This is a genomic window from Pedobacter sp. ASV12, assembly GCF_016429155.1.
Lineage (GTDB): Bacteria > Bacteroidota > Bacteroidia > Sphingobacteriales > Sphingobacteriaceae > Pedobacter.
This window is the reverse complement of record NZ_JAELUC010000050.1, coordinates 1-14,363: the sequence shown is the minus strand read 5'-3', so window position 1 is coordinate 14,363 and position 14,363 is coordinate 1. Positions and strand designations below refer to the sequence as shown.

The 14,363-nt window shown below is 45.8% G+C and carries 7 protein-coding genes, 2 tRNA genes and 1 pseudogene; 6 read left to right on the top strand and 4 right to left on the bottom strand.

Annotation, left to right across the window (positions count from 1 at the left end):
- Positions 1-34: 34 nt before the first annotated feature.
- Positions 35-1,021, top strand: a complete 987-nt coding sequence (locus tag JHD69_RS12620; protein WP_199140701.1) for a pyruvate dehydrogenase complex E1 component subunit beta — start codon at positions 35-37, stop codon at positions 1,019-1,021.
- Between the two features lie 258 nt (positions 1,022-1,279).
- Positions 1,280-3,574: a Tex family protein gene (locus JHD69_RS12615; protein ID WP_199140700.1), complete on the top strand. Its 2,295-nt coding sequence runs from the start codon at positions 1,280-1,282 to the stop codon at positions 3,572-3,574.
- A gap of 65 nt (positions 3,575-3,639) precedes the next feature.
- Here JHD69_RS12615 and JHD69_RS12610 read toward each other — a convergent pair whose 3' ends face one another.
- Complete coding sequence (locus tag JHD69_RS12610) at positions 3,640-4,116, bottom strand: Lrp/AsnC ligand binding domain-containing protein (protein WP_199140699.1); 477 nt, start codon at positions 4,114-4,116, stop codon at positions 3,640-3,642.
- Positions 4,117-4,298: 182 nt separating this feature from the next.
- Between JHD69_RS12610 and JHD69_RS12605 the strand changes: the two genes are divergently transcribed.
- Positions 4,299-4,409, top strand: a tRNA-Asp gene (locus JHD69_RS12605).
- Between the two features lie 65 nt (positions 4,410-4,474).
- Positions 4,475-4,619: transfer RNA gene (locus JHD69_RS12600), tRNA-Asp, on the top strand.
- 140 nt (positions 4,620-4,759) lie between these two features.
- On the opposite strand, the gene JHD69_RS12595 is transcribed toward JHD69_RS12600, so the two are convergent.
- The 3 genes from JHD69_RS12595 to JHD69_RS12585 all read right to left on the bottom strand — a co-directional run bounded on the left by JHD69_RS12595 (position 4,760) and on the right by JHD69_RS12585 (position 13,052).
- On the bottom strand, positions 4,760-6,076 hold the full coding sequence (locus tag JHD69_RS12595) for an amidohydrolase family protein (protein WP_199140698.1): 1,317 nt from the start codon (positions 6,074-6,076) through the stop codon (positions 4,760-4,762).
- On the bottom strand, positions 6,069-9,101 hold the full coding sequence (locus JHD69_RS12590; protein WP_199140697.1) for an amidohydrolase family protein: 3,033 nt from the start codon (positions 9,099-9,101) through the stop codon (positions 6,069-6,071). The genes JHD69_RS12595 and JHD69_RS12590 overlap by 8 nt, the downstream gene beginning before the upstream one ends.
- A gap of 771 nt (positions 9,102-9,872) precedes the next feature.
- Positions 9,873-13,052 (bottom strand): TonB-dependent receptor, encoded by a 3,180-nt coding sequence (locus JHD69_RS12585; protein WP_199140696.1) that lies wholly within the window; start codon positions 13,050-13,052, stop codon positions 9,873-9,875.
- A 204-nt stretch (positions 13,053-13,256) separates the two neighbouring features.
- Between JHD69_RS12585 and JHD69_RS12580 the strand changes: the two genes are divergently transcribed.
- Positions 13,257-13,700, top strand: coding sequence for a cytochrome B (locus tag JHD69_RS12580; protein ID WP_199140695.1), 444 nt, complete (start codon positions 13,257-13,259; stop codon positions 13,698-13,700).
- Positions 13,701-13,995: 295 nt separating this feature from the next.
- Positions 13,996-14,363, top strand: a pseudogene (locus JHD69_RS12575) (anthranilate synthase component I family protein); the annotation flags it as partial.

Genomic DNA, 14,363 nt, shown 5'->3' with positions numbered 1-14,363 from the left:
GTTATATTTGCCCTCGGTAATTTTTGAACAAACAATGAGAGAAATCCAATTTAGAGAAGCACTACGCGAAGCATTAAGCGAAGAAATGCGTAAAAACGAGAACATTTTTTTAATGGGCGAGGAAGTTGCGCAATATAATGGTGCATATAAAGTGAGTCAGGGCATGTTAGACGAATTTGGCGATAAACGTGTAATTGATACGCCTATTGCCGAGCTAGGCTTTGCAGGTATTGGTATTGGCGCCGCCATGAACGGCTTGATACCGGTTGTAGAGTTTATGACCTTTAACTTCTCTTTGGTAGCCATCGACCAAATTATCAATGGCGCTGCCAAAATATTATCCATGAGCGGTGGACAGTTCTCGGTACCAATCGTTTTCCGCGGCCCTACCGGTAATGCTGGTCAGCTAGGTGCACAGCACTCTCAGAACTTTGAGAACTGGTATGCCAACTGCCCGGGCTTAAAAGTAGTGGTTCCGGCTACGCCTTACGATGCCAAAGGTTTATTGAAACAAGCTATTTTAGATCCAGATCCAGTAATTTTTATGGAGTCGGAGGTTATGTACGGCGATAAAGCCGACGTGCCAGAAGGCGAATACTACATTGAACTAGGCAAAGCCAACGTGGTTAAAGAAGGTACCGATGTAACCATTGTTACTTTTGGCAAAATGCTAACCCGTGCAGTTAACCCTGCGGTTGAAGAATTAGCCAAGGAAGGCATCAATGCCGAGGTAATCGACTTGCGTACTGTACGCCCGATCGATTATGCCACCATCATCAACTCGGTTAAGAAAACCAACCGTTTGGTGATTGTTGAAGAAGCTTGGCCATTGGCTTCGATTTCTTCAGAAATTGCCTTCAACGTTCAAAAAAATGCATTCGACCACCTGGATGCACCGGTATTGCGGATCACTTGCGCCGATGTGCCGCTTCCGTATGCGCCAACCCTAATCGCCGCCAGCTTGCCAAATGCCGAAAAAGTGGTTAAAGCGGTTAAAGAAGTAATGTACGTTAATAAATAAAATGCAGTTGCAGGGTTTTTAAAGCCGTGCAAGTATTAGATAACAGATCCCCTAGCCCAGCTTAGGGGATTTTTTTATTGGGCCAGTACTGGTTTTACTAAATAACCTGTATTTTTCCATGGCCAAATCGTTTTTGGCTGGCTCCATCAAAGGAAATCATTGTTGAACAAATCAGGTATATCTTTTTCATCAATGAATGATAAAGGGCTAAATATTATTCCATAATAGTTTTAATTTTACGGCTTTCCTAATTAAAATATGAATATCCACGCCAGGCAAATCGCTTCTCAATTAAATATCGCTAACAGTCAGGTTAATGCTACGCTAAGCTTGCTCGACGAAGGGGCTACCGTTCCGTTTATTTCGCGTTACCGTAAAGAACAGACGGGAAGTTTAGACGAAGTACAGGTGGCGGCCATCCGCGATCTGGCCCAGCAGCTGCGCGAGTTGGACAAGCGCCGCGAGGCTATTCTCAAGTCGTTGGCCGAGATGGAAAAGCTTACGCCAGAGTTGGAGCAAAAAATAAACGAAGCACAAACGCTCTCGGCTTTAGAAGACATTTACCTGCCTTATAAGCCCAAGCGTAAAACCCGGGCTTCGGTAGCCAGGGAGAAGGGTTTGGAGCCTTTGGCCTTGCGCATCCTGTCGCAAAGTCGCATAGAGCCCGCTATCGAAGCAGATGCTTACATCAATACCGAAAAAGGCGTAAACAACGTGGCCGAAGCCTTGGCAGGTGCCAGGGATATCATTGCCGAAATGGTAAGCGAAAACGCCGAAGCCAGAAATAAAATGCGTCATTACTTTATGCAAAAGGCTACTTATAAAACGGTACTGGCTAAAGGCAAGGAAGAAGAGGGCATTAAGTACAAAGATTATTTCGAGTGGGAGGAAAGCGCTAAAACCGCGCCATCGCATCGTGTATTGGCCATGTTAAGGGGCGAAGAAGAGGGCTTTTTAAAGCTTGATGTGCTGCCTCCCGAAGAAGAAGCCATTACTTTGCTCGAAAACCAGTTCATTACAGCCCGCAATGCCTGTAGCGAACAAGTACAACTGGCCATTAACGATGGCTACAAACGCTTGTTGCGTCCTGCAATGGAAACCGAATTGCGGGCAACGATTAAACAAAAGGCCGATACCGAAGCTATCCGTGTATTTGCCGAAAATGCCCGGCAACTGCTCATGGCAGCGCCTTTGGGCCAAAAAAACGTCATGGCCATCGATCCGGGTTTCAGAACAGGCTGTAAAGTGGTTTGTTTAGATAGGCAAGGCAAATTATTAGAAAATACCACCATTTATCCGCATACTGGTCAAGGCAATTTAAAAGATGCCGAATGGCAGGTAAAGCAACTGTGCGATAAATATGAAATAGAGGCTATCGCCATTGGCAATGGCACGGCTGGTCGCGAAACAGAAACTTTTGTGCGTGGCTTGCGCATACCCGAAGTAACCGTGGTTATGGTTAACGAAAGTGGCGCTTCCATTTACTCGGCTTCACCTTTGGCCAGGGAGGAGTTTCCTGATAAAGATGTAACGGTAAGGGGTGCGGTATCTATCGGCAGGCGCCTGATGGACCCTTTGGCCGAATTGGTCAAGATCGATCCGCGTTCCATAGGGGTTGGCCAATACCAGCACGATGTAGACCAAGGCCAATTGAAACAAAGCTTAGACGATACCGTAATGAGCTGTGTAAATGCCGTAGGTGTTGAGCTGAATACGGCCTCTAAACAGGTGTTGGCCTACGTTTCAGGCTTGGGCGAGCAGTTGGCGCAAAATATTATCGACTACCGCAATAAAAACGGGGCTTTTAAAAATAGGGAAAGCCTTAAAAAAGTGCCACGCTTAGGCGAAAAAGCTTTTGAGCAGGCCGCTGGCTTTTTGCGCATCCGCGATGCCGAGCAGGTTTTAGACCGAAGCGGGGTGCATCCAGAACGTTACGCGCTGGTTAAACAAATGGCTTCCGATTTGGGTTGCACGGTAAACGACCTGATGAAGGATGGCAACCTGCAAAAACAACTGAACCTGCAGCGATATGTAAGCGCTACAGTGGGTTTGCCTACCTTAAATGATATTGTAAAAGAACTGGCCAAGCCTGGTCGCGATCCACGCGAACAGTTCGAGGTATTTAGTTTTGCAGAAGGCGTAAACTCGATAGAAGACCTTAAAACGGGCATGAAGCTGGCGGGTATTGTTACCAATATTACCAATTTTGGCGCTTTTGTCGATATTGGCGTTCATCAAGACGGACTGGTGCATACCAGCCAATTGGCCAATCGCTATGTAGCCAACCCTAATGAAGTGGTTAAGGTAAGCCAAGTGGTGCAGGTAACCGTGGTTGATGTGGATGTGGCGCGCAAGCGGATTTCCCTATCCATGAAAGAAGATAGCCAAAAAGGGCAAGACGCAAGGACCGAGGCGAAACCGGTTAACAAAAGTCAAAATGCAAGGCATAATCCTAAACCCCAGTATCAGGCTAAACAAGCTCAGGCCAAGCAAGAAGCCGATGGCGATTTGCAGGCTAAACTGGCCGCGTTAAAAGGATTGTTTAATAAGTAGCAATAATCAACGAAAACTTGTAACAATTGATAATCTAACTGACTAACAACGAACCAACCAGCAAACTAACCCAGTTCGATTTGCCTTTTGATGCTTTCTTCTAATGAGATGAGGGTTTCTGTACGCTGGATGCCTTTTACAGCCTGTATCTCTTCGTTCAGCACATGGCGCAGGTGATTGGTGTCTCTGCAGGTGATTTTGGCAAACATGCTGTACGAGCCTGTGGTGTAATGTAGTTCTACCACTTCCTTGATCTTGCTCAAGTGTTCGACCGCATCCTTGTATAACGAGCCTTTTTCCAAATAGATGCCCAAAAAGGCCGTAATGTCGTAGCCTGCTTTTTTGGGGTCGATGATGAGGTGCGAGCCTTTGATGATGCCCATATCGCTTAGTTTTTTCATCCTCACGTGTACGGTACCACCCGAAATGATCAGGTCTTTGGCTATTTCGGTATAAGGTTTGGTGGCATCCTGCATCAGGTGGGTCAGGATCTGGATATCTAGGTTGTCAATTTCTAAATTTTGGGTTTCTTTTTTAAGCATAATTTTCTTAAATTTTAATGATACTGCTAATTTATTATAATAATTATAAAAATAAAAGAAAAACATTAAAATATTTGCAACATATTGGCTATTTGTCTTATGTTTGTATCAAGCAATTGCCAGTAGGCAGTTCCCAGTTTGCAGTAAACAACTGAAAACTGACAATTGAAAACTTAAAATAATGTAGGGTGGTGAAATTGGCAGACACACCTCCTTGTCTCGGTGGTAGAGAATAATGGGAAATCCAGCAATGGTACAACCACTCTATGAAGGTTCGACTCCTTCCCCTACAGCACCTCAGCTAGCAGTTAACAGTTTGCAACTGGAAACTGAAAATTGTGAACTGGGAATTAAAGAATGTTGGGTGGTGAAATTGGCAGACACACCTCCTTGTCTCGGTGGTGGGGATCATGGGACAAACGCAGTTTATGGGTTGACCACAAATTAATTTTTGAACTGTAGCTAACTACCCCTTGAAGGTTCGACTCCTTCCCCAACAGCCAGTTTTATAAATAATAAGTTAGTTAAGGGAGCGGCTTGAAATTCAAGCTGCTCTTTTTTTTTGCCTTAGGTAAAAAAAAAGACGCCATGGATTTTTAAGACCCATGACGTCTGATGATGAAAGCTTCGGAAGGCCAATCGGCTATTTTATTCCGTACTTATCGCTGAATTTTTTGTCGAGCTGTTTATGCAGGTTGTCAAGGTTGATAGAGCGGCCTTGGATAAAGGCTTCTTCCACCTTGTTGCTCTTCATGTCGAGCGCATCGCCTTCCGAAATAAAGAAGGTAGCATCCTTGCCAATTTCCAAGCTTCCTGTAGTTTGATCAACGCCCATGGCCTTGGCGGCATTTAAAGTAATGGTTTTAAGTGCATCTTCCTTGCTCATGCCCCAGGCAGCGGCTGTGCCCGCCATAAAAGGCAGGTTGCGTTGTTGCCAAAATCCATCAATGCTCAACACTACGGTTACCCCTGCATTGCTTAACAAAGCCGCGTTTTTATAAGGCATGTTTACATCGTCGTCGGCGTTGTTGGGTAGGGCGTGTGGCTGTTTAACCACTACGGCTACATTGTTCGATTTGAGGAAATCGGTTAGCAGATAAGCCTCATCGCCACCTACAATCACGGGCGTAATACCGAATTTTTTGGCAAACATTACCGCACTTACGATATCTTTTTGTGCATTGGCTGTAATGAACAGTTTCTCGCTGCCGTTAAAAACACCTTTCATGGCCGCCATCCGGGTATTGGTTACGGCGGGAGTGGCTTCTGTGTAGGCTTTTGATTCGGTGAAGAACTTATTAAGCTCGGCAATGGCATTTTGGGTCCGCTCGTTAGGGTCTACGCCACCGGGCGCTGCTCCAAATCGGCCACCGCCACCAAAACCGCCCCTGCCACGTGGGGTAGCTGGCCAGGTCATGTGCATGGCATCTTCTTTTCTGATTGCGGCATCTTCCCAGTTCCAGGCATCTAATTGCACTACCGACGAACTTCCGGAGATGCTGCCGCCTTTTGGCGTAATTTGAGCCATTAAAATACCGTTGCTGCGCAAAGTAGCTGGTACTTTAGAATCGGTGTTATAGGCAATAATAGAGCGGATGTGCGCATTGTTTTCGCCCAATTCGTCTTCGTCGATGGTTGCTTTTACCGATTCGATTTCAATCAGGCCCAAATTGGTAATGGGGGCAATAAAACCAGGATAAATATGCTTGCCGCTTGCCGTAATCAATCGGGCATCGTTGGTGCTGAATTTTACGGTAGTGGCATCGCCTATGCCGGTAATTTTGCCTTTATCAAAGGTGAGGTAGCCATTTTCGATTACCTTGCCGTTGCCGGTATGGATAGTCGCGCCCATTACAATAATTTTTTGACTTTGGGGCTTAGCCGGAGAAATGTTGGCCTGCCCATAAGCCAAAGTACTGCTGGCGAACAGGGCTATTGCGGTGCTGATATATTTATTCATGATTGTGTTCTCCTTCCATTTGGTTCATTTCTGCCCAATAATCTTCCTGGGTTTCGCAAGCATACAATCTTGGCGGCCTTTCGCCAAATGCGCGCTGCGTACGTGCACCAGCATTTTTGCTTTCCAAAAGCTTTTGTATAAGGCGCGCTTTTTCTGCCTGCTGTGTTTTTTGGGTTTGTGCATCGCGGTCTATATCCCAATAGGCAATACCGTCGACAAAGGTTTTTTCGGCTTTGGCATAGATAGAAAGCGGGTTGGCCGACCAAACCACTACATCGGCATCCTTGCCTGGTTTTATACTGCCTACTTTGTTGTCGATGTGCAACATACGGGCAGGATTAAGGGTTACAAATTTCAAGGCTTCTTCTTCTGGTACGCCACCGTACAATACCGCCTTACCGGCTTCTTGGTTTAGCCTGCGTGCCATTTCGGCATCGTCAGAATTAAAAGCGGTGGTGATACCCACGTTGTGCATGATTTTTCCGTTGTAAGGAATGGCTTCCTGTACTTCCATTTTGTAGGCCCACCAATCGGAAAAGGTTGAGCCTGCAATGCCGTGTGCCTTCATTTTATCGGCCACTTTGTAGCCTTCTAAAATGTGGGTAAAGGTATTGATCTTAAAGCCCAGGCTATCGGCTACATGGATCAGCATGTTGATCTCGCTTTGTACATAAGAGTGGCAGGTGATGAAGCGTTTGTTGTTTAAAATCTCCACAATCGCGTCCAATTCTAAATCCCTGCGTACGTTGTTGCCTTTTACAGCCAATGCTTTTTCGTATTCCTTGGCACGGGTAAACTCGTCCACATAAGTTTGCTCAACGCCCATGCGGGTTGCCGGAAAACGTTGGTTGTTTTGGGCCGAGCTTTGTTTTACATTTTCGCCCAAGGCAAATTTGATGAAGCCATCGCTGCCTGCGAATTTGAGTTCTTCAGGTGTTTTGCCCCAGCGCAATTTGATGAGCTGCGTTTGTCCACCGATAGGATTTGCCGAGCCATGCAGGATGTGCGAAGTCGTTACGCCACCTGCCAACTGGCGATAAATGTTAACGTCTTCAGAGTTGATGACATCGGCAATGCGCACCTCGGCCGAAACCGATTGGGCACCTTCGTTGATGCCGCCACTGGCCGCAATGTGCGAGTGCTCGTCAATTAATCCGGCAGTAATGTGTTTGCCGGTCGCATCAATGACCTTGGCATTGCCTGCCGATAAGTTCTTGCCTACAGCCTTGATTTTGCCGCCTTCTAAAAGCACGTCGGCGTTTTGCAGAATGCCTTCTTTTTCGTTGGTCCAAACTGTTGCGTTCTTAAGTAATACAGCTTCCTGTGTAGGCAAGGTTGCGGTGCCGAAAGCAATAAACGGAAAGATTACCGAGCCATTGTTGATAGCTGGCTTAGGTTCTTCGCGTTTTGGAGCTTCTTTGGCGGCTTCCTTAAAGGTGCCGTTCCAGGCTCCTGCCGGACTAGAATTCAAAATCACATCGCCTTTAAAGGTTAATGGGCTGGCGCTGGTTAAATAACCGCTCAAGCGAACATCGCCAACCGGATTTTTCTTCAGGTTAAAGGTAATGGTTACCCAATCGCCGGTGCGGCTAAAAGTAGCGTTGGTTTTTACGCTGTCGGCGCCCAAACGCTCAATGGCTGCGGTCGATCCGCCGTTTGTGCCTGTAATTTTTAGCAGGGTAGTACCTACGCCATCGATGTTGAGGCTGTAGGTGCCACGCAAGTCGGTTACATCCATTTTGTTAACCACAAAGCGTTTGCCCTGTACCCAGTTTTCGAAAATGATGTTGCCTGGTTTAAAGATGTTGTCTGAAGTGATGAGGAAGTTGGCCAATTTGCCTTTTTCGAGCGTGCCTACTTTATCACCGATGCCCAAAAGCCCTGCAGGGATTTCGGTAACAGCCATTAAGGCTTGTTTTTCGGTTAGTCCGTTGGTAATTGCTTGCGTCAAATTAGTCCAGAAATCTTTAGGGGTTTCGAGGCCGAAAGTAGTGAGGGCAAATTTAACGCCTGCTTTTTCCAGCACGCCCGGGTTGGTTGGGGCCAGCTCCCAGCCTTTTAATTGGGCAAGGCTCAGGTTGCGGGCTTCTGTAGGGTCTTCTACGTCAAAAGCCTTAGGGAAGTTGACCGGGATGATCAACGTAGCACCTGTGGCTTTAACGGCATCGATGCGTTGGTATTCGTCGCCGGTAGATTTGATGATAAATTGTTTGTTGAATTCTTTTCCGATTTTATCAACGCGCAAAATATTGGCCCAGCCATCGGCTTCAAAAAGCTGTGGCAAGCCCTGTTGTTTGTTGAATTGCTCTAAAGAAATATTGTATTCTTCTTTTTGGTTTTTGTACCAGTTGGCATCCAAATAGGTTTGGCGCAGCAAGGCGATAGAACCCATTAATGAAGACGGGTAGTCATTGGTAGAAGTACCGCGGTTAAACGAGTAGTTGGCTGCACTCTGGTCGTTCAGCATCACTTCGTTTTCCTTGCCATCGTTGAGGGTAACGGCGGCGGAGGTACCACGTGCAATACCATCGCGACTGATGACGTTTACGCTCCCGAAACCGGCTTTGCGCAGGTCGTCTGCCTTTTTGGTATCGATGGTGAAGATGCTTTTCACTTCCACTTCGGGGCGGATGCTTTCGTTCCATCCGTAGGCTCCTTTTTTGGTAGAGGTAAAAACCGACTGGCGTCCAAAGAAGCCACCTGCGGCCTGGGCGCGCTGTGCTTCTGGAATGCCATAGGTAGTAAAGGCATCGATAAGCGAAGGATAGATGTATTTTCCTTTCAAATCAATCACCACATAACCTTTCGGAATTGCGGTGCCAGTGCCTACCGACTGGATGGTTTGGTTTTTGATCAGCAATACGCCATTGCTAATCGTTTGATTGGCGTTAACTACAATGTTCGCATTGGTAAAAGCGTACAATCCTGGTCTGATGTCGAAAGAACCGTTAACGGGATAAGTCTGCTGTGCAAACAAAAATGCAGTAGAAAACACCAGCGCGAGCGCGAGTAGAATTTTCTTCATAATTATTGTTAAGTTAAGACCTTAAATCTATTGATAAATAAAGATTTATACCTTACCTAACTTTTATTTTACATTTTCGGCGCAATAAATTACTAAAGCCGATGGTAGTTGTTTTTATCACCTTGAAGCACGTGAATGTATTTACGGTATTTGTCATCTGGAAGCTAGGCTTGGCCTTGTATTGCTATGCCTCACGTTGATTCCCTAATGCCTGATCTAATTTTTTCACCGCCTGAGACACCTGAGGGCTCCTCAGTTTTTCGTCGTATAGACCAACGCTCAACAGCAAAACTCACCTGCAGTTGCAAGTGGGTTCCGCATTAGCCAGGTAATCCGTTAACCTGTGGCTGATAAATAGTTGAAACTGGAATCTAGGCTTGGCCTAGTATTGCTATGCCTCACATTGATTATTTCTTAATGCCTGAATGGTTGACCTAATTTTTTCACTGTCTGAGACACCTGAGGGCTCCTCAGTTTAGTCCAGCTAATCCTCAACAGAAAAACTCACCTGCAGTTGCAAGTGGGTTCCGCATTAGCCAGGTAATCCGTTATCTGTGGCCAATAAATAGTTGAATCTGGAATCTAGGCTTAGCCTAGTATTGCTATGCTTCATGTTGATTATTTCTTAATGCCTGAATGGTTGACCTAATTTTTCACTGTCTGAGACACCTGAGGGCGGTTTAGTCCAAGCCAATCATCAACAGAAAACCCCACCTGCAAATGCAAGTGGGGTTTGGTTAGCCACAAAATCCTGAATGGCTTGCCTAATTGTTAAAATCCGTAGCGCAAGCCAATTTGGAACTGGTAAGGATTGCCCGAAGGGTTAACCACGCCAGAATTGTTTACACGGTAGTTAAATACCTTGTTGGTGGTGTCGAAGTTCGGAACAGCCGGATTGCCACCCGATGCCGGGATACCCAAGGCATATAAAGCTTGGCTACCCAACGACTCGTTTACTCCCCATTTTTTGTTCAGTAAGTTGGCAAAGTTGAAGATGTCGGCCGAGATTTCTACGTTATGCGATTTTTGGATCTTGATTTTTTTGCTAACCCTTAAATCAACCGTACCAAAGAAACCATTGATGCCGCCATTACGTTCTGCAATTTTGCCAGAATATTTCAAAATATAATCTTTCAGGCTTTGGCTGGCTAGCGGATTGTCAAGCAAAGCTTGCAGGCCTGTACGTACGTTTGCAGGTACATTAGGATTGTTCCTGTCGAAAATGAAAGCCAAATCGTTGGTAGTTACAAAATCGCCGTTGTTGTTGGCTCCAGATAACAAGGTGTAGCGCGTACCGCCAATGCCCGAGTAGCGAACCCCAATAGAAACGCCATAGAATGTAGGCAAAGTACCATAGATAACCACCTTGTTGCGGAACTGACCATCAGAATAACTCATTTTGCTCAGGTTTCGTGGATCGTCTTTTACCGGCAATGATAAGGTTGCCGAGTTGGCTACGTTACCGTTAAACGAAGTGTTGTCTTTGCTGTCGTTCCAGGTAAAACTGGCCGAAATTTCGCCGTCCTTAAAGTACTGCCAAGTTGCATCGAGCACTACGGCAAACTGGTTTACGCGGCCTTGGCTGTTCAGCTCCAATACACGGCCAAACTTGTTGCTCAAACGACCGGTTTTCCAGTCGGCGGTACCATTGCTTGGGATGCTCGGCACATAAACACCACGGTTGTCTTCGTTTGATAGGGTAAAGAACGGATTGGCGGCCATATTTCGGTCAACATACATATAATTGTGGCGACCTAAAGAAGCATAGCCGGTTACCCCAACTTTTAGCTTGTCGGTAATCAGCTTGCTGTAAGAAATGTTGGCTTTATAAATAACTGGAACCTGGGCATCGGCCGCATTGGTATTGATGGTCGGCACCTGAAAGTTAGGCAAAGTAGGCGCACTTACACCGGTTCTGTAACCAGGGAAGTTTGGCGTAGGTACATCGGTACCAAAAACATCTACCGTAGCCAAATGCTTGCCATCAAAAGTCAGGTTGTTAATGGTTACATAGTTGTTGATGTCTGAACCAAAGATACCTGCGCCAAAACGTACATAATCGGTATGTTTTTCATTGATATCCCAGTTCAACTGGATGCGTGGCTGTACCAAAAATTGAGTCAGTTTGTTATCGGTTCTTACGCCCAGCTCCTGAAACAAGGTTTCGTTCAATGGCGAAGTAGGATAGGCGCTGTAATCAACACGTAAACCAGCGGTAAGGTCTAAACCTAAGCCTAATTTGGTTTGCATCTGACCATACAATGCGGCATTCCAGATGCCGGCTTTAACGCTTGGGTCGGCCACCAAGGGAACTTCGCGATAGTACCTGTTTGGAATCAGGTTCTCAAAGTTCTGTAACGAAGTGGCAGTTGTTCCCGTATTGGTGTACTCGAAACGGCCATTCACCTCGCTGCCATATAGCGATTTGGCATTGGTGTACATGATGTCGGCACCAAAAGTATATTTGATCTTATCGGTGTTGTAATAGAAATTATCAACCAATTGGAATACGTTATTGGTAAATCCTTCCTGGCCAAAGCGATGGCCACCAATTTGTACCGAAGTAGATTTCGTGCTTCCGTCAGAAAGAACCGAGGTCAAGTTGCCAACAATAGCCCTTGGAATGGCATAACTCAATTGATCGTTTTGGGTACTGGCTTGGAAAGTGTACAAGTGCTGGAACTTCAGTTCGTTGGTTACCTTGCTGCTCACGGTGGTGCGCAAAGTGGCCAATAAGCTGTTGTCTACGTTCTTGTCGTTGCCATAGCTTTCGAAGAAGTTGATGGAAGTGTTATCAGCCAACCCAAGTGGATTTCTGTCGTTGGTATAGTTGTCGCGAACGGTTAGCAAATTCTTGCCATCAATTTGCCAATCTAAACGGGCAAAAGCCGCATCAGAACCACGTTTTTTAGGGAAACTGCCATATTGTGGCGAGTTGGCTACACCGTATTTGTTGCGAGCAATATTCAAGAAGCTGCTCAAGGTAGTGTTTGTAATGTTAAATCTCGCTTCGTCGGCCGGAGAGTTGATGTCGGCAATAATCAACGGACGAGAATCTTTCTGATGGTCCCAGGCCACAAAATAATGCAGCTTGTCTTTAATGATGGGGCCACCCAAAGTAAAGCCATACTGATAGGTAGAAAAATCGTTCACGCGTTTGTTGCCTCTGATATCGTACGGGCTGGCCAACCAATCGGCACGGCCATAGCCAAAAGCGCTGCCACTTAAGGTATTGGTACCCGCTTTGGTTACCGCACTTACGGTACCGCCGCCGGCACGGCCAAAAGTTACGTCGTATTGGTTCGTTACCACCTTAAATTCCCTTACGGCTTCGATAGAAATCGAATAAGGCGCACCGCTTCTGCTGGTGGTAGAACCCGCCGAAGTAGGGTTCTTGGCATTCATGCCATCAATGGTATAGTTGGTAGACGAGCCCAGCTGACCGGCAATGTTGCCACCGCGGCTCAATGGCGAAAGATCCATCAGCGTGGTAAAGTTACGGCCGTTTACAGGAAGTTTGGTAATGGCTTTGGCCGAGATTTCGGTGGAGGCGCCAAAGTTTTGTACCTTATTCCTCAGTCCGGATGCCACCACCTGTACCGCTTCCAAGGTTTGCGAAGTGGCCAGCATGTTAATGTTTACCTTAACCGCATCGCCCTGGTTCAGCAAATAGCCCGAACGGGTTTGGTCGCCGAGGCCGGTAAAAGTAGCCTTAATGGTGTAAGGCCCGCCCAAAGGCAGTTCTTTAAAAGTAAATTCGCCGGTGGCGTTGGTGTTGGTTCTGGTGGTAAAACCAGTTGATTCGTTTTTGACCTGAACCGAAACGCCTGCAATAGGCTTTTTCTGCTCATCGGCAATAATGCCCGAAATAGAAGCCTGCGTAGTTTGGCCCGATACCTTGCTGGTACCCCAAAAGCAGAGCATAATAATGGATAGTAAAAAATACCTCATAGCTGATTAATTTGTTTGGCGCAAAAATCCAACCCCTACATTAACTCAAAACCGGGCTTTGATTAAGTAATTGTAAGGCGATGATTACATTAAGCAGCGCTTGTTAATTCTGTATTAAGAAGGTTTATAAATAAAGTAATTGGACTTGCATTTGCCATTAATTAGCTATTTTTGGATTTGACAAAAAATTAAATTGCTTATACAATGAACGATATCCTTAAAAGTGCGCACTCAGGCTGGCGCTATGTAGTTTTTATCCTGTTGGTAATTGCCGTAATCAATGCGTTATCAGGCTGGCTAGGCAAAAAGCCTTATACCGAAGGCAACAGAAAACTGAATGTTTTTACCTTGGTAAGTGCCCATATCCAGTTGTTGTTGGGCTTGGCGGTATATTTTTTAAACGGCTGGTACAAAATAGACAGCTCGGTAGCCATGGGCCGTTACTGGAAAATGGAGCATATCAGCATGATGATTTTGGCCATCATTTTGATTACAGTAGGCAATTCGAGGTCTAAAAAAGTGGCCGATGCCACGGCGAAACATAAGAATATTGCCGTTTTCTTTGGTCTGGGACTGCTGATCATCATCGCCACGATTTTTATGATGGTAAAAAGCGACCCTTCGAGAACTTTCTTTGGGGTTTCTTAAGGTTAAGGTACTGATGAGTAGGCATTCGAAAAAAATTCAAAATATTTTGATTATTTAACTTTTTATATATTTTTGCTCCACGATGATTAACAATATACATACTTGGCAATGGCGTGGTAATTCTAAACAGAGTTGCGTCGTAGCCTTGTGTACCTTATAGTTTATCAACTTAAACCTAAACTTAAACCACATTCAAAACCCGACGGAACCACACGTCGGGTTTTTTGTTTTGAAATACCGCCATGGCAAAGCCCGGCCAATCAATTGAAATGGCGGCTAAAGAAAATAGAAGCTTATGAAAACATACCAGATACACACACACACCAAAAAGCGCTTAGCCGATACCACTACGCCGGTAAGCATTTACCTGCGCCTGCGCGATGTGTTCCCAAACACCATTTTGCTCGAAAGCTCCGATTACCATAGCCGTGAAAATGCTACGAGTTATGTGTGCGCCGAGCCTGTAGCCGGATTGATTTTGCAAAACGAGCAGCTGAGTGCCTATTTCCCCGATGGCGAGAAAAGCAGCAAGGACAGCTTTGTGCTTACCGATGAAATTACGGCATTTAAGGCACAGTTTAAATCGATAAGCCCCGCAGTTGATAAAAAAATATCGACAGGCTTGTTCGGTTATTTTACCTGGAATACCGTGCAGCATTTTGA

What these genes read in the sequence shown, in the direction of transcription:
- JHD69_RS12590 (WP_199140697.1), bottom strand. Translation starts at nt 9,101, where the DNA reads ATGAAGAAAATTCTACTCGCGCTCGCGCTGGTGTTTTCTACTGCATTT.
- JHD69_RS12610 (WP_199140699.1), bottom strand. Translation starts at nt 4,116, where the DNA reads ATGCTTAAAAAAGAAACCCAAAATTTAGAAATTGACAACCTAGATATC.
- JHD69_RS12615 (WP_199140700.1), top strand. Translation starts at nt 1,280, where the DNA reads ATGAATATCCACGCCAGGCAAATCGCTTCTCAATTAAATATCGCTAAC.
- JHD69_RS12580 (WP_199140695.1), top strand. Translation starts at nt 13,257, where the DNA reads ATGAACGATATCCTTAAAAGTGCGCACTCAGGCTGGCGCTATGTAGTT.
- JHD69_RS12585 (WP_199140696.1), bottom strand. Translation starts at nt 13,052, where the DNA reads ATGAGGTATTTTTTACTATCCATTATTATGCTCTGCTTTTGGGGTACC.
- JHD69_RS12620 (WP_199140701.1), top strand. Translation starts at nt 35, where the DNA reads ATGAGAGAAATCCAATTTAGAGAAGCACTACGCGAAGCATTAAGCGAA.
- JHD69_RS12595 (WP_199140698.1), bottom strand. Translation starts at nt 6,076, where the DNA reads ATGAATAAATATATCAGCACCGCAATAGCCCTGTTCGCCAGCAGTACT.